At 66.8% G+C, this 16,123-nt stretch carries 14 protein-coding genes; 3 read left to right on the top strand and 11 right to left on the bottom strand.

The window, feature by feature from the left end; genetic code table 11:
• Window positions 1-668: 668 nt before the first annotated feature.
• Window positions 669-1,577, bottom strand: a complete 909-nt coding sequence (locus AC1DCU_RS21340; RefSeq protein WP_025874141.1) for a LysR family transcriptional regulator — start codon at window positions 1,575-1,577, stop codon at window positions 669-671.
• Window positions 1,578-1,693: 116 nt separating this feature from the next.
• Between AC1DCU_RS21340 and AC1DCU_RS21335 the strand changes: the two genes are divergently transcribed.
• Window positions 1,694-2,467 carry an SDR family oxidoreductase gene (locus tag AC1DCU_RS21335; protein WP_033831966.1) on the top strand — a complete coding sequence of 258 codons (774 nt, stop codon included), beginning with the start codon at window positions 1,694-1,696 and terminating at the stop codon, window positions 2,465-2,467.
• Window positions 2,468-2,567: 100 nt separating this feature from the next.
• Window positions 2,568-3,641: a hypothetical protein gene (locus tag AC1DCU_RS21330; protein WP_442252289.1), complete on the top strand. Its 1,074-nt coding sequence runs from the start codon at window positions 2,568-2,570 to the stop codon at window positions 3,639-3,641.
• 62 nt (window positions 3,642-3,703) lie between these two features.
• Here the strand turns inward: AC1DCU_RS21330 and leuB are convergent, their stop codons facing one another.
• The 9 genes from leuB to ilvC all read right to left on the bottom strand — a co-directional run bounded on the left by leuB (window position 3,704) and on the right by ilvC (window position 13,355).
• Complete coding sequence (gene leuB / locus AC1DCU_RS21325) at window positions 3,704-4,765, bottom strand: 3-isopropylmalate dehydrogenase (RefSeq protein WP_442252290.1); 1,062 nt, start codon at window positions 4,763-4,765, stop codon at window positions 3,704-3,706.
• Window positions 4,755-5,333 (bottom strand): 3-isopropylmalate dehydratase small subunit, encoded by a 579-nt coding sequence (gene leuD / locus AC1DCU_RS21320; RefSeq protein WP_032977269.1) that lies wholly within the window; start codon window positions 5,331-5,333, stop codon window positions 4,755-4,757. The genes leuB and leuD overlap by 11 nt, the downstream gene beginning before the upstream one ends.
• Window positions 5,333-6,751, bottom strand: coding sequence for a 3-isopropylmalate dehydratase large subunit (gene leuC / locus AC1DCU_RS21315; RefSeq protein WP_442252291.1), 1,419 nt, complete (start codon window positions 6,749-6,751; stop codon window positions 5,333-5,335). Before leuC ends, leuD begins: the two co-directional genes overlap by 1 nt.
• Before the next feature lie 59 nt (window positions 6,752-6,810).
• On the bottom strand, window positions 6,811-7,590 hold the full coding sequence (locus AC1DCU_RS21310; protein WP_033831963.1) for a class I SAM-dependent methyltransferase: 780 nt from the start codon (window positions 7,588-7,590) through the stop codon (window positions 6,811-6,813).
• 10 nt (window positions 7,591-7,600) lie between these two features.
• Window positions 7,601-9,187, bottom strand: a complete 1,587-nt coding sequence (locus AC1DCU_RS21305) for a 2-isopropylmalate synthase (protein WP_025874148.1) — start codon at window positions 9,185-9,187, stop codon at window positions 7,601-7,603.
• Window positions 9,184-10,275: a threonine dehydratase gene (locus AC1DCU_RS21300; protein WP_025874149.1), complete on the bottom strand. Its 1,092-nt coding sequence runs from the start codon at window positions 10,273-10,275 to the stop codon at window positions 9,184-9,186. The genes AC1DCU_RS21305 and AC1DCU_RS21300 overlap by 4 nt, the downstream gene beginning before the upstream one ends.
• Before the next feature lie 96 nt (window positions 10,276-10,371).
• Window positions 10,372-10,623, bottom strand: coding sequence for an ACT domain-containing protein (locus tag AC1DCU_RS21295; protein WP_025874150.1), 252 nt, complete (start codon window positions 10,621-10,623; stop codon window positions 10,372-10,374).
• On the bottom strand, window positions 10,607-12,343 hold the full coding sequence (gene ilvG / locus AC1DCU_RS21290; protein ID WP_059065039.1) for an acetolactate synthase 2 catalytic subunit: 1,737 nt from the start codon (window positions 12,341-12,343) through the stop codon (window positions 10,607-10,609). The genes AC1DCU_RS21295 and ilvG overlap by 17 nt, the downstream gene beginning before the upstream one ends.
• A gap of 37 nt (window positions 12,344-12,380) precedes the next feature.
• On the bottom strand, window positions 12,381-13,355 hold the full coding sequence (gene ilvC, locus AC1DCU_RS21285; protein WP_442252293.1) for a ketol-acid reductoisomerase: 975 nt from the start codon (window positions 13,353-13,355) through the stop codon (window positions 12,381-12,383).
• An 800-nt stretch (window positions 13,356-14,155) separates the two neighbouring features.
• On the opposite strand from ilvC, the gene ggt reads away from it, so the two are divergent.
• Complete coding sequence (gene ggt, locus AC1DCU_RS21280) at window positions 14,156-15,817, top strand: gamma-glutamyltransferase (RefSeq protein WP_442252294.1); 1,662 nt, start codon at window positions 14,156-14,158, stop codon at window positions 15,815-15,817.
• A 40-nt stretch (window positions 15,818-15,857) separates the two neighbouring features.
• Here the strand turns inward: ggt and AC1DCU_RS21275 are convergent.
• Window positions 15,858-16,123, bottom strand: a 266-nt coding sequence (locus tag AC1DCU_RS21275; protein ID WP_478014292.1) for a hypothetical protein, incomplete at its 5' end; no start/stop codon positions are given.

Raw genomic sequence — 16,123 nt, 5'->3', positions numbered from 1 at the left:
GCTGACATCAATCCCGATCCCGTTCATCACCGGACTCCGTATAGTCTGGAAGGGTCGAGAGCTCCCCCGCTTGCCCAGTCTTATCACTGCGAGTGTCAGCTCCAGCAACTGTTCGGGCGGATCAAGGGAGATTCCGGCGTGGGCGCCAAGCTACATGGCGATCGTCGAGATCCAGGCTTACACGGCGGCCCACGCCGGCTCTCGACACCTACGGTGCCAGATTCCAATCAGATAAGGCTTGGCAGCCGCATCCATGCGGCTGACACCCCCGCCCAGCCCACCCACCCAGCCCCTGACAGTTTCCTGTGGCCTGCACCGCAGGAAGAGAAAGAAGAAGAGCGAAAAGCAACAGCAACAGCCGCGTGCTGATGGTTGGGGTCGGATCCGTTTTCCATTGGAAAACGGATCCGACCCCTYCTTGYTTTCCGATACACCTCATCCACGCAYGGCGTGGATCCACCAACCGTCAYAGGGAAATTGTCGGAGGCGGGGAGGGGGCMGMTGRCGGGACCGTCCACGGCATGGATGCCGTGGCCGAGCCTACAGGGACGTACTAGCGGCGTGTCCCGCCAGCTGCCCCCTCCCCGCCAACCCAGCAACAACCCAGAGCCGCTCTGGCTTTTGCAGTTGCAGTTGCATCTGCGGGCGCCGGGCAGCCGCCGGGCCGATCACCCCTGCAACTGCAGCCGCTCACGCAGCAGCGGCACCAGCCAATCCAGGAACACCTGCACACGTTGCGCGCGATGCTGCCGGTGCGGCAGCAACAGGGTCACCGGCAGCGGCTGCGCCGCGTACTGGGGCATCACCTCCACCAGCGCACCGGTTTGCAGTTCGGCCTGCACGTCGTAGCGTGGAATCTGCAGCAGTCCCAGCCCTGCTACGCAGCAGGCAATCGACGCCTCGGCGCTGTTCACCCGCACCCAGCCGGGCATCGGCAGCGTGCGCAGCTGCGCGCCGTCCTGCCATTCCCACGGCTCCACCCGCGCCGTGGTCGGCGACGCATAGTTCACCGCGCGGTGCTGCTGCAGGTCGGTGGGGTGCTGCGGTACGCCGTGCGCGTGCAGGTACGCCGGCGCGGCAACGTTGACGAAGTCCAGCTGGCCCAGCGTGCGGGCCACCAGGCTGGAGTCACCCAGCTGGCCCACCCTCAGCACCGCATCGCAGCCGTCCTCGATCAGATTCACCGCGCGATCGGTCATGCCCAGGTCCAGCTCGACCTGGGGGTGCCGTGCGAAGAAGTCCGGCAGCGCCGGGGCGATGATGCGGCGGCCGATCCGGCTGGGTACATCGATCTTCAACAGGCCACTCGGCTGTGCGTCGTCCTGGCGGAACAGCGACTCGGCGTCTTCCACCTCGGCGATCAGGCGCAGGCAGCGCACGTAGAAGGTGTCGCCATCGTGGGTGGTGGAGACCCTCCGGGTGGAGCGCTGCAGCAGGCGCGTGCCCAGGCGCTGCTCGAGTTCCGCCACGGCCGCCGAGACAGTGGAGCGGGGCAGGCCGAGCTGGTCGGCGGCGCGGGTGAAGCTGGTGCACTCCACCACCCGGGCAAAGATGCGGAAACGCTCGATCCGGTCCATTGTTCGCCCGCTTTGGAAAGTTAAGTCAATGTTGCGGTCTTTATCCGCAATTTCTGCACGATATCGTCGTCGGCACAGGGTTGCCAGCCCGGCAGCCTCTTCCCGAGACCGATGCCATGACCGACCACCGTATCCAGGGCAAGACCGTGCTGATCGCCGGCGGTGCCAAGAACCTCGGCGGGCTGATCGCCCGCGACTTCGCCGTACAGGGCGCCAAGGCCATCGTCATCCACTACAACAGCGCCGCCACCCAGGCCGACGCCGAGGCGACCGTTGCGGCGGTGCAGGCCGCAGGTGCCAAGGCCGTGGCGTTGCAGGCCGATCTGACCTCGGCCGCTGCGATGGAGCGCCTGTTCGCCGACGCGGTCGCCGCCGTCGGTCGCCCCGACATCGCCATCAACACCGTCGGCAAAGTGCTGAAGAAGCCGATGCTGGACATCAGCGAAGCGGAGTACGACCAGATGAGCGCGGTCAATGCGAAGACGGCCTTTTTCTTCCTCAAGGAGGCAGGGCGCCATGTCAACGACGGCGGCCGCATCTGCACGCTGGTCACGTCGCTGCTGGGCGCGTTCACGCCGTTCTATTCCAGCTACGCGGGCACCAAGGCGCCGGTGGAACACTTCACCCGCGCGGCATCGAAGGAGTTTGGCGAGCGTGGGATCTCGGTGACCGCGATCGGCCCCGGGCCGATGGATACGCCGTTCTTCTATCCGGCCGAGAGTGCCGATGCGCAGGCCTACCACAAGACCGCCGCGGCGCTGTCGGCGTTCACCCGCACCGGCCTGACCGATATCGCCGACATCGTGCCGTGGATCCGCTTCCTGGTGACCGACGGTTGGTGGATGACCGGGCAGACCATCCTGGTCAATGGCGGTTACACCACCAAGTAGAGACATGCGAGACTTGGGTTCGCGCAGTAGATCCCCAAGTGGACAGCTTCAGGGCGTTCACGGGCACAATAGCGGGCTGTCCCGGGGCCGGAGAGCCTGCATGTTCCCTCGCACGATCCGCGCTTGCGTGTTGATGCTGGTTGCCTGCTGCGGCCATGCCGATGCAGAGCCGGCGCAGACCGAGGCCCTGCGCTTCCAGCAGAACCTGCTTGCCGTGCTCGAATGCCGTGCCAGTGCAGATACCCGGCAGACCGTCGCCAGCACCCTGCGGGCGGCACGTTACGGCGATCCGGCCGGTCGCCCGTTGCATCTGCGTGACTGGCATTTCGAGCAGGCCGGAGACGCCGACGCTGCTTCGGTGACGGTCATCGATATGCCGGTGCCGTTGACCGCGCAGGGCGTCCGGACCCAGCGCGTATTCGCAGACGCGCAGGGGTTGTCCATTGCCATCGATGCTGCAGCGCGTGATCGCATCGTTGCGCGCCATGGCCTGCAGCTGCAGTCGAGCACGCTGCGTGAACCTTTCCGGGTGTGGTCCGCACGATCGGTTGATGGCAACACGTCGGCCCCGTCGATCATGGTGAGCAGCGATGGCGACGGCTATCGGTCGGGATGTACTGCCCAATCTGCCAGCACGCAGGGAACGTTGCCACTGGATCGGCAGCAGCGTGCAGATGCCAATGACCTCACTGCGGCCATCGAGTGCCGTGCCGACGATGCGGCCCTGCGCCGCGTTGGGCGCTTGCTGCAGCAGGTGATGGAACAGCCGCAGGGCGAATGGCCGGCAGAGGTGCACGCAGTGTCGGCACCCACGCATGCGATCAACGGCACGGTGCTTCCCGTCTTCCAGATCGAACTGCAGACGCCGCTGCAGATCCAGGGCATCGCCACCGACAAGGTGCTGGCCGCACCGGCCGGCCTGTTCGCTGCAGACCTTGGCAGAATCAACGTGGCAAGCGTGTTGCTCGATGCCGTTCTGACAACTGCTCACCAGCAGGCCGGCGTGCAGGTCTGGCAACGCGAAGCGTCGCGCAGCGGCTTGCCTTCAGGCAGCATCCGAATCCATGAACGCGTGGTGGCCAGAGCTGACGACGGCACTGTCCTGACCGGATGCAGCAGCTCGCAGATGCGCGCGGCCGCGAGCGATCCGCAGAGCGCGAACATCCCGCACTGAGTGAGTCAGTGCGGGATGCGCAGAGAGAACGGGTACCGGACGCCGTCCGGTACCCCGATCATTCATCCCAGTTTGGCCAGCACCGCGTCGGTGGCCGTCGCCGTGCTCACCGCGTGGCCCTTGGCGGCCAGGTCTGCGGTGAACACGCCATCGTCCAGCACCGCGTGCACCGCCGCTTCCACCGCTGCTGCTTCGTCTTCCAGCCCCAGCGAATGGCGCAGCAGCATTGCCGCGCTGAAGATCGTCGCGTACGGGTTGGCGATGCCCTTGCCGGCGATGTCCGGTGCCGAGCCGTGGATCGGCTCGTAGATACCCACCGCACCCGGCTCGCCCAGCGATGCCGATGGCAGCAGGCCCAGCGAACCGGCCAGCATCGAGGCCTCATCGGTGAGGATGTCGCCGAACATGTTCTCGGTCACGATCACGTCGTACTCGCGTGGCTTGGCCAGCAGATGCATCGCCATGGAATCGACCAGCTGGTGTTCCAGCGCCACGTCCGGGAATTCCTCGCGGCCGATGCGCGCGGCCACGTCTCGCCACAGGCGTGAGGTTTCCAGCACGTTGGCCTTGTCCACCGAAGTGACCTTGCCGCGACGCTGCTGCGCCAACCGGAAGGAACTGCGCAGCACACGCTCGATCTCGGCCACGGTGTAGCGGCACAGATCGCTTGCGCTGTCGGCATCGCGGGTCTTGTCGCCGAAGTAGATGCCACCGGTCAGTTCGCGCACCACGACGAAGTCCACGCCCTGCAGCAGCTCGGCCTTGATCGGCGAGGCGTGCAGTGCTGCTTCATGGGTGCGCACCGGACGCAGGTTGGCATACAGGCCCAGCGCCTTGCGGATCGCCAGCAGGCCCTGTTCCGGGCGGACCTTGGCGTTCGGGTCGGACCACTTCGGCCCGCCCACGGCGCCCAGCAGCACAGCGTTGGCGGCTTGGCACGCGGCCAGGGTCGACGCCGGCAGCGGTTCGCCGTGGCGGTCGATGGCGATGCCACCGATGTCGTGCTCGCTGAAGGTGAAGGTGTGGTTGAAGCGCTTGGCGACGGCGTTCAGAACGGCGACCGCGGCGGCGGCCACTTCCGGGCCGATGCCATCACCGGGCAGGACAACAATTTCAGCGTGCATGCTCACTCTCGTAACGTTCGATTTCAGGGACACGGCCCAACAGATAGCCCAGTTGATCGACGCCTTCCAGCAGGCAGGTCTGCGAGAAGCCGTCCAACGGGAAGGAGTAGACGCGGCCATCGGGCGTGCGCAGCTCGCGCGCCGCAACGTCGATGGTCAGCTCATCGTCAGGGCGCTGCATCAGCAGCTGCACGTCGGCCTCGTCCAGTACGATCGGCAGCAGGCCGTTCTTCAGCGAATTGCCGCGGAAGATGTCGGCGATCTCGCTGCTGACGATGGCACGCAGGCCGAGATCGGTCAGTGCCCACGGCGCATGTTCGCGCGATGAGCCGCAGCCGAAGTTGCGCCCGGCCAGCAGGATGCTGCGGCCGGCATTGTGCGGTTGGTTGAAGGCGAAGTCCGCCACGGGCGAGCCATCGGCCTGCCAGCGCCAGTCGTTGAACGCATTGCGGCCCAGGCCAGCACGTTCGGTGGTGGACAGGAACCGCGCCGGAATGATCTGGTCGGTGTCGATGTTGGTCTGGCGCAGCACCACGCTGGCCGAGCTCAGGGTGCGGAAGCCGCTCATCAGGCCACCTCCTGGGCGAACAGCTCACGGGCATCGGCGACGTGGCCCTGCACCGCGGCCCAGGCAGCACTCATCGGCGAGGCCAGCAGCGTGCGCGAGCCCGGGCCCTGGCGGCCTTCGAAGTTGCGGTTGCTGGTGCTGACCGCCAGTTGGCCGGGGGCGACCAGGTCGCCATTCATGGCGATGCACATCGAACAGCCCGGCTCGCGCCATTCGGCACCGGCCGCGCGCACGATCTCATGGATGCCTTCGGCCTCGGCCTGGCGCTTGACGATTTCAGAACCAGGCACCACCAGCATGCGCACGCGCTCGGCGATGCGACGGCCACGCAGCACCTGTGCCACTTCGCGCATGTCGCTCAGCCGGCCATTGGTGCAGGAGCCGACGAACACCACGTCCACGGGCGTGCCGGCCAGCGTCTGTCCCGCCTGGAAGTGCATGTAATCCAGGCCCTTCTGCGCGGCGGCATCGTTGGCCGCCGGGATCGGCGCATCCACCGCGATGGCGGTGCCGGGGTGGGTGCCCCAGGTCAGGGTCGGGCGGATATCGACGGCATCGATGTGCACCTCGCTGTCGAAGCGCGCGCCTTCATCGCTGCGCAGCTGCGTCCAGCGGGCAACGGCAGCGTCGAAGTCGGCGCCCTTGGGGCCACGCGGCGTATTGGCGACGAAGTCGAATGTCACCTGGTCGGGCGCGACCATGCCGGCGCGTGCACCGGCTTCGATCGACATGTTGCACAGGGTCATGCGCTGTTCCATGTCCATCGCTTCGATGGTGCTGCCGCGGAACTCGATCACGTGCCCGGTGCCGCCATTGACGCCGATCACGCCGATGATGTGCAGGACCACGTCCTTGGCGCCGATACCCGGCGCGATCTTGCCATCGACGGTGATCGCCAGCGTCTTCGCCTTGCGCTGCAGCAGGCACTGCGTGGCCAGCACATGGCCGACTTCGCTGGTGCCGATGCCGAAGGCCAGCGACCCGAATGCGCCGTGGGTGGAGGTGTGGCTGTCGCCGCAGACGATGGTCATGCCCGGCTGGGTGAAGCCCTGTTCCGGTGCGATCACGTGGACGATGCCGCGGTTGTCCGAGGCCATGTCGAACAGTTCGATGCCGTGCTCGGCGCAGTTGCGCGCCAGCATCGCGACCTGTGCTTCGGAGGCGGCACTGGCGTAGGGCAGCGTACCGTCGGCAGCGGCCGGCAGGGTCGGCGTTGAATGGTCCATCGTGGCCTTGGTCCGATCCGGACGGCGCGGCTTCAGGCCACGCTCGCGCAGCTCGGTGAAGGCCTGCGGCGAGGTCACTTCATGGATCAGGTGCAGGTCGATATACAGCACGGCGGGCGCGCTGTCGGTTTCTGGAACCACCACGTGGGCGTCCCACAGTTTGTCGTACAGGGTGCGGGGTGCGGAAGTCATGCGTTTGCCTGGCAGGAGTACGGAGTAACGGGCATCGAAGAGAAAGTAACAGGAGCAGGTCAGCGGCGCCGCGCGAGCACGCGCAGGCGCACGTAGTCGGCCAGCGGCTGGCCGGCGGCATTGCGCGGCAGGTCGGCCAGCAGGGCCGTGGCGGCATCGCGCACCGTGGCGCGCGCCTCGGCCGGCAGGTCGTCCAGCAGTGGAGCGGCGAATACCCGCAGCCAGCCGGCAACGCCGGTCGGCAGCGCGGTCGGTCGCGGCAGGCATTCGATCAGCTGCACCTGGAAGCCATGCTGGCGCAGGCGGTCTGCGTAGGCATCGGCGGTGGGGAAGTACCACTGGAATGCGCTGGCACCATGGCCATGGGCGACGCGCGCAGCCTGCACGGCGGCAGTGATCGTGGCCACGTTGCCATGGCCGCCGAACTCGGCGACGAAGCGCCCGCCGGGGCGCAGGGCGCGGCGCACACCCTCCAGCACGCGATCCGGGTCGGGCATCCAATGCAGGGCGGCGTTGCTGAACACCGCATCGAACGCACCGTCGAAGGCCAGGGCGTGGCCGTCCATCACCTGCGCATCGACGCCCCGCGCACGCGCGGCGATCACCATTTCCGGCGAGGCATCGACGCCCTGCATATGTGCGCCGCTGAGGGCCAGTTCGGTGGTGAGCACGCCATCGCCACAACCCAGGTCGAGAATGCGCTCACCGGCACGCGCATCGAGCAGGCGCGCAACGGCGCCACCGAGGGTCGGCACGAAGCCGGCATCGATCGCATAGTCCTGGGCATTCCACTGCTGGCCAGCGCTGCTGGCGGTGGTTGCGGTGTCGAAGGCGCTCATCTCACATTCCTCAGGCGGTGGCGGTGGCAGGTGATTCAGTACTGATGCCGGCGTTGGCCTGGCGCTGGCGCAGCAGGCGGTTGGCCACGTCCAGCCAGGCCAGCGCGGACGCTTCGATGATGTCCTTGCTGGTACCGGTGCCGTCGTACTCCACGCCCTCGTGGCGCACGCTCAGGTTGGCTTCGCCACGCGCGTCGGCGCCGATACCGACGCTGTGCACGTGGTAGCTGTCCAGCATCAGCTGCACGCCGGTGGCAGCCGACAATGCGCCGAACAGCGCATCGACCGGGCCGTCGCCCTGCGCGGTCTCGGCCACGCGGTTGCCGTCCGGGTCGGACAGTTCGACCAGCGCGTTGGCGCGGCTGCCGACATCGCTGATGGTCATCGAAGCCAGACGGTAGCCCTGCGCATTGGAGCCGCCCTGCATCAGCGTCTGCAGGTCGGCATCGGTGACAACACGCTGCTGCTCGCACAGTCCCTTGAACTGCTCGAACACCAGCTTCAGCTCGTCTTCTTCCAGCCAGAAGCCCAGTGCGCGCAGGCGTGCTTCGACGGCAGCGCGGCCACTGTGGCGGCCCAGCACCATCTGCGAATCTTCCCAGCCCACGTCTTCCGGACGCATGATTTCGTAGGTGCCGCGGTGGCGCAGCATGCCGTGCTGATGGATGCCCGACTCATGGGCGAAGGCATTGGCACCCACGATGGCCTTGTTGCGCTGTACCGGCATGCCGACCAGGCGCTGCAGCAGCTGCGAGGTGCCGACGATGCGCGGGGTGTCGATGGCGGTGTCCTGCTCGTAGAAAGCCTGGCGCACCTTCAGCACCATCGCGATCTCCTCCAGCGAGCAGTTGCCGGCGCGCTCACCGATGCCGTTGACGGTGCATTCGACCTGGCGCGCGCCGCCTTCGATGGCGGCCAGCGAGTTGGCCACGGCCAGGCCCAGGTCGTTGTGGCAGTGGGCGCTGAAGATCACGTTGGCTGCGTTCGGCACATCGGCGACGCCAGCGATGACCTGCTGGAACATCGTGCGGATCTCTTCCGGCGTGGTGAAGCCGACGGTGTCGGGCAGGTTGATGGTGGTGGCGCCGGCAGCGATCGCCACGCGCGAGACCTCGATCAGGTAGTCCAGTTCGGTGCGGGTGGCATCCTCGGCGGAGAACTCCACGTCATCGATGTAGGAGCGGGCCAGCGCTACGTGCCTGCGTACCGATTCCAGTACCTGCTCGCGGGTCATCCGCAGCTTGTGCTCACGGTGCAGCGGGCTGGTCGACAGGAACACATGCAGGCGCGGGTTGGCAGCGGCTTCCAGCGCACGCGCCGAGGTTTCGATGTCGGCCTGCAGGCAGCGCGACAGCACCGCCAGGCTCAGGCTCGGGCGGCGCAGTTCGCGGCCGATCAGGGCCATCGCTTCGCGGTCGGACTGCGAGCTGGCCGGGAAGCCGGTCTCGATGATGTCCACGCCCAGTTCGTCCAGCGCACGCGCCATCACCAGCTTCTGCGGCGGGCTCATGCTGCAGCCGGGGGACTGCTCGCCGTCACGCAGGGTGGTGTCGAAGATGCGGATGCGCGGGGTGGTAATTCGTTCGATGGTGGTCACAGGGAAATCTCCTCGACAGCGGGTGCGACGGCTTGCAGGGGGGAAGGGGAAGGCGTGGGAAAAGCGGTGGCGGTCGCCTTGCCGGGCGAGCGCGGGGTTTCTGCCCGGCGCCGGCGCGGCTTGCGTGGCGGGCGTGGGCGGATGTCGGTGAGCAGGCCGGCGAGCACGCCGGCGTCGATGTTGCCGCCGGAGACGACCGCGCACTTGCGGCGCCCGGCGACGCGACGGCCGGCGGCCAGTGCCAGCGCACCGGCGCCTTCGGCGATGATGTGTTCTTCCAGTGCCAGCCGCACCAGGGTCTCGCGCAGCTCGGCTTCGCGCACGATCACCACATCGTCCAGCAGCGAGGTACACAGGCGACGGGTCAGGAAACCGGGGATCTTCACCCGCACGCCATCGGCCAGCGACGGCACAGGATTGATCTCGCGCACGTCGCCGCGGATCGCGCGGGCCATCGAATCGACCCCCTCGACCTGCGCGCCGACGATGCGCACGCCCTGTGACTTCAGCGCCAGGGCGACGCCGGATGCCAGGCCGCCACCGCCGATCGGTACGATCACCACGTCCGGCGCGTGTGCGGCCAGCTCGATGCCTACGGTGCCCTGGCCGGCGATGACATCGGCATCGTCGAAGGCGGACAGGAAGCGGTAGCCGTGGCGCTGCGCCAGTTCGACGGCGAACGCATAGGCCTCGTCATAGCTGTTGCCGTGCTGGCGCACCGTTGCACCCCAATGGGCGACGCCAGCGATCTTGGTGGCCGGTGCGCCATGCGGCATCACGGTGATGGCTGGCACATCCAGGCGATAGGCGGCCCAGGCCACGCCCTGGGCGTGGTTGCCGGCCGAGGCGCAGATCACCGGCCGGGTATCGCCACGTTCGCGGGCGGCCAGCAGGGCATTCAGCGCGCCGCGCACCTTGTACGAGCCGGTGCGCTGCAGGTTTTCCAGCTTCAGCCAAGTGCCGAAGCGCTCGGCATGATGCAGCGGCGTGGGCGGCAGGAAGCGGCGCAGGCGGGCCTGCGCAGCCAGTACGTCGGCAACGGTTACATCGCCGACATCGCTTTCCTTGCTGGCGTCAGCGGCCGGCATGGACCACCAGCAGGGTGTTGCCGACCACCGCATGCGGGCACGGGCGGCGAAGAAGACGCCTCCGTACCGGCACCGTGTTGCAAACGGTACGGGCGTTCATGCGGATGCTCCTTCCAGTGCGGTCATCTGCACCGAAACGCAGTCGTAGATCTTTTCCATCTGCCGGCACAGCGTTTCCGGCGGGCGCTGGCTGTCCACCACCAGTTGCAGGTGCCAACGGCCATCATCGGCGGCCACCGGCGCACCGGTGATCGCGCGCGGCGCGAAACCGCGGCGTTCGGCCATGCCGATCACGCGCAGCAGCGCGCCCTCGGCCGGTTGCAGCACCAGGTCAAGCCGGTATTGCATTGGGGATCTCCTGGCGTGCATGTGCAGGGTTGCTTTCCAGCATGGTGCTGTTGGCGGTATTGGGCGGTACCAGCGGCCACACGTTCGCGCGTGCATCGATGGCCACGTGCAGCAGGGCCGGGCCGGGTTCGGCCAGCAGCGCGGCCAGGCCACCTTCGACGTCATCACGTGCGTCGATGCGCGTGGCCGCGATGCCGAACACCTTGGCCAAGGCGACGAAGTCCGGGTTGTCGGACAGGTCGATCTCGCTGTAACGCTCGGCAAAGAACAGTTCCTGCCACTGCCGCACCATGCCCAGCGAACTGTTGTCCAGCAGGATGATCTTCACCGGCAGGCGGCAGCGGGCGATGGTCGCCAGCTCCTGCACGTTCATCATGAAGCTGCCATCGCCGGAGACCAGCACCACCGTGCGCTCGGGGCAGGCGAACTGCGCACCCATCGCCGCCGGCAGGCCGAAGCCCATCGTGCCCAGTGCACCGCTGGTCAGGTGGTTGCGCGGATGAGTGAAGCGGCAGTGCTGCGCAACCCACATCTGGTGCTGGCCGACGTCGCAGGCGACCACCGTATCGGCCGGCGCCAGTTCGCTCAGGCGCTTCAGCAGCGCCGGGGCGTAGATGTGCTGGCCGGGTGCGTCGTAGCGCGCGGCGAAGCGATCGCGATGCTGGGCGCAGCGCTTGCGCCATGCGTCCTGATGGGCCTTGGGGGAGGGGAAGGCCGCACGCAGGGCGCGGATGGCGTGGCCGACGTTGCCGGGCACGGCGACATCGGCGCTGCGCAGCTTGGAGATCTCGTACGCATCGGCATCGATGTGCACCACGCGGGCAAACGGTGCGAACTCGGCCAGCTTGCCGGTCGCCCGATCATCGAAGCGCGCACCCAGCACCAGCAGCAGATCGCTTTCCTGCACGGCCATGTTCGCCGCGCGGGTGCCGTGCATGCCCAGCATGCCCAGCGACTGCGGGTGCTGGGGAGGCAGCGCGCCCAGCCCACGCAGGGTCATCACGGTGGGGATGGCGCTGGCTTCGACGAATTCGCGCAGGTCCTGCACGGCATCGCCCAGGGCGATGCCACCACCGGCGTAGACCACCGGCTTCTCGGCCGCCGCCAGAGCCGCGATGGCCTCGGCGATGGCCGCGTCGGCGGGGGCCGGCGGCGGTTCCACATTGGCCGGCACATGCGCCGGCAGGTGGCTGGCATCGGCCAGCTGCACGTCTTTGGGCAGATCGATCAGCACCGGGCCGGGACGGCCTTCGCGGGCGATGCGGAAAGCATCGGCCACCACGCGCGGCAGGTCATCGACGCTGCGCACCAGCCAGCTGTGCTTGACGATCGGCATCGTCAGGCCGAACACGTCCAGTTCCTGGAACGCATCGGTGCCCAGCAGCGGCGTGGCGACCTGGCCGGTGATGCAGACCATCGGCACCGAATCGAGCATCGCATCGGCGATGCCGGTGACCAGGTTCGACGCGCCCGGCCCGGAGGTCGCCACGCAGACGCCGACCTGGCCACTGGCGCGCGCAAAGCCGTTGGCGGCCAGTGCCGCGCCCTGCTCATGGCGCACCAGGATGTGCTTCAGCGACGAATCCACCAGCGCGTCGTAGAACGGCATGATGGTGCCGCCCGGATAGCCGAACAGCGTACGGACACCCTCGGCCTCCAGCGCCTGGGTCAGCCAGCGCGCGCCGTTGGGCGGCGCGCTGCGGTGTGTGGGAGAGTTCATGGGGGAACCTTGCAGAGCGGGTGGGGGTGCCGCGTTGTTACGCGGCTTGACCTTGCAACCAGACCATCTTGGCGCGCAGTTCCTTGCCTACCTTCTCGATCGGGTGCTCCAGGTCGGCCTGCTTGAACTTGTTGTAGTTCGGCAGGCCCGCTTCGTACTCGGCCACCCAGTTCTTGGTGAAGGTGCCGTCCTGGATGTCCTTCAGCACTTCCTTCATGCGCGCCTTGGTACCGGCGTCGATCACCCGCGGGCCGCTGACGTAGTCGCCGTACTGCGCGGTCTCGGAGATGAACTCCAGCATCCGCGAGATGCCGCCTTCGTAGAACAGGTCGACGATCAGCTTCAGTTCGTGCAGCACTTCGTAGTAGGCGATTTCCGGCTGGTAACCGGCTTCGACCAGCGTCTCGAAGCCCGCCTGCACCAGTGCCGAAGCGCCGCCGCACAGCACTGCCTGCTCGCCGAACAGATCGGTTTCGGTTTCTTCCTTGAAGGTGGTCTGGATCAGGTTGGCGCGCGCACCACCCAGGCCGGCCGCATAGGCGAGCGCGTACTCGGCGGCCTTGCCGCTCTTGTCCTGGTAGACCGCCCAGATGCATGGCACACCGCGGCCGATTTCATATTCGCGACGGACCAGTGCACCCGGGCCCTTCGGTGCGACCAGCACGACGTCCAGGTCTTCGCGCGGCTTGATCATGTCGAAGTGCACGTTCAGACCATGCGCGAACAGAAGCACCGCGCCCTGCTTCATGTTCGACGCCAGCACGTCCTCGTACAGCTTCTTCTGCACCATGTCCGGGGTCAGCACCGCGACCAGGTCGGCATCCTTCACCGCATCGGCCGGTGCCTTCACGGTGAAGCCATCGGCCTGTGCCTTGACCTCGGTGGGGCCGCCCGGACGCAGGCCTACCACCACTTCGAAGCCGGATTCACGCAGGTTCAGCGCGTGCGCGCGGCCCTGGCTGCCGTAGCCGATGACGGCGATCTTGGTCTGGGGCAGTTCGTTGGTGCTCATGGGGGAGGTTCCTTGCGGGTGGGAAGAAAAAAGACGGCCGGCAGTCGAAGCGACGTACCGGCCGGTCAGGGAAAAGCGGGGAGGGCAGCGCCGCGCATCGCACAGGTACTGCCACCACGAGAGTTCGTGGTGCAGCAGGTCCAGGTTGTGGAGGAGGCGGTGGTCATGGTGGTTGCGTCTGAAACCAGGTCCTGAAATGAAAAAACCCGCACCTGGGCGGGTGCGGGTTTTTGAAGAGTTCCGGTGTGTTTGTTGCTTACACGCTGGCTCGTCCCGCACCTGTTGGTTGGGTAATAAGTACGAGCACAAGAATCGAACGCAGCGAGGCGGCGCCGGTATTGGCGGCTTCGATGTGGGTTCGCGGTGGTGTGTTGTGATGCAACATGTGATCGAGAAAACCACAGCCATTTCCGCTGTGTCAACCCTCGCAGCACTATTTCCGTCAGTTTCCGCTGCATGCAGTGCAATCGCTTGTGGCACAAGGATGGTTGCTGCTGAAAGTGTTTCGGTGAACCCGAATTCACTCTTTTCAACGGGTTTTTTGCGCGGATTCCGGCGATACCAGCTGCGCTCGCCGGGTCGTGCAGCGCCCGGTGTGCCGCGGGAGGTTCCGCGCGCATTGCGATGCGTTCGTGGCAATGGCGCCCGTGGCTCCATGAGGCGCCCCATGACCTATGCCCGATGGCCCCCGGTCGCGGTAGCGGCGAAGATCCGGTCACCACCCCTTCCCTCGGAACCTGACCGTGTCCCGACGTCTTGCCCGTTCCCTGCTGGCAGCTGCCGTGCTGGCTGCCGTGCCCATGCTGTCCCAGGCCGCCGACCGCATTACCGGCCACACCTTCGCCACCCGTTCGGAGGTGATCGCCCCGCATGCGATGGCCGCCACCTCGCAGCCGCTGGCTACCCAGATCGCGCTGGACGTGATGAAGGCCGGTGGCTCAGCCGTCGATGCCGCCATTGCGGCCAACGCAGCGCTGGGGTTGATGGAGCCGACTGGCAATGGCGTCGGCGGCGACCTGTTCGCCATCGTGTGGGACCCGAAGACGCAGAAGCTCTACGGCTACAACGGCTCGGGCCGTTCGCCGAAGTCACTCACCCTGGCCGAGTTCCAGCGCCGTGGCCTGAAGGAGATCCCCGCGACCGGCCCGCTGCCGGTATCGGTGCCGGGCGTGGTTGATGGCTGGTTCGCGCTGCACGAGCGCTTCGGCCGCAAGCCGATGGCCGACAACCTGGCCCCGGCCATCCGCTACGCGCGCGACGGTCATCCCGTTGCCGAAGTGATTGCCTATTACTGGGATCGCTCGGTGCCGAAGCTGTCGCAGTATCCGGGTTTCAAGGAACAGTTCACGATCGATGGCCACGCGCCGCGCAAGGGCGAGATGTGGAAGAACCCCAACCTTGCCGACACCCTGCAGAAGATCGCCGACGGCGGCCGTGATGCCTTCTACAAGGGCGACATCGCCCACACCATCGGCGATTACTTCAAGAAGAACGGCGGCTATCTGAGCTACCAGGACATGGCCGACCATCATGGCGAGTGGGTCGAGCCGGTCAGCAGCAACTACCGCGGCTACGACGTGTGGGAGCTGCCGCCCAACAGCCAGGGCATCGCCGCGCTGCAGATCCTCAACGTACTGGAAGGCTACGACTTCTCGAAGATTCCGTTCGGCTCACCCGAGCACGTGCATCTGTTCGTGGAAGCCAAGAAGCTGGCCTTCGCCGACCGTGCGCGCTTCTACGCCGACATGGCCTTCCAGCCCGCGCCGGTACAGAAGCTGATTTCCAAGGAGTACGCAGCGCAGCGTCGCGCGCTGATTTCGATGGACAAGGCGCTGAAGGAAGTGCAGCCGGGCACGCCCAAGCAGCTGGAAGAGGGCGACACGATCTACATGACCGTGGCCGATGCCGACGGCATGATGGTGTCACTGATCCAGTCCAACTACCGCGGCATGGGCAGCGGCATGGCCCCGCCGGGGCTGGGCTTCATCCTGCAGGATCGCGGCGAGATGTTCGTGCTGCAGAAGAACCATCCCAACGGTTACGCACCAGGCAAGCGTCCCTTCCAGACCATCATTCCGGCCTTCATCACCAAGGGCGGCAAGCCTTATGCAAGTTTCGGCGTGATGGGCGGTGCGATGCAGCCGCAGGGGCACGCACAGATCGTGATGAACCTGGTGGACTTCGGCATGAACCTGCAGGAGGCCGGTGATGCCCCCCGCATCCAGCATGAGGGATCGACCGAACCGACCGGGCAGGCGACGGCCATGACTGATGGTGGCGAGGTCAATCTGGAAACCGGGTTCCCGTACGAGACGGTGCGGGCGCTGATGCGCAAGGGGCACCGGGTGGTGTTCGCCGATGGTCCGTATGGCGGTTACCAGGCGATCCTGCGTGATCCGGAAACCGGCGTGTACTACGGCGCGTCGGAGAGCCGCAAGGATGGGCAGGCGGCGGGCTACTGAGGTTTCCCGGCCAACGGGCTGAGCCCCCTCTGCGGAGGGTTCAGAAGCGGGATCGCTTGCTGGGCCGGGTGGGTGGGCTGTTCGGGGGACGCCGTGAATCCGTCCCTGGAGGCTTGGCAGCCGCATCCATGCGGCTGACACCCCCGCCCAGCCCACCCACCCGGCCTCTGACAGTTTCCTGCGGCCGCCGCCGCAGCAAGAGAAAGAAGAAGATCAAAAGCAAAAGCAACAACAACAGCCGCGTGCTGATGGTTGGGGTCGGATCCGTTTTCCATTGGAAAACGGATCCGACCCCTTCTTGCTTTC

The organism is Stenotrophomonas sp. 10L48 (assembly GCF_056395105.1).
Note: the sequence above shows the minus strand (reverse complement) of the source record. Positions and strands in the feature narration are given on the sequence as shown.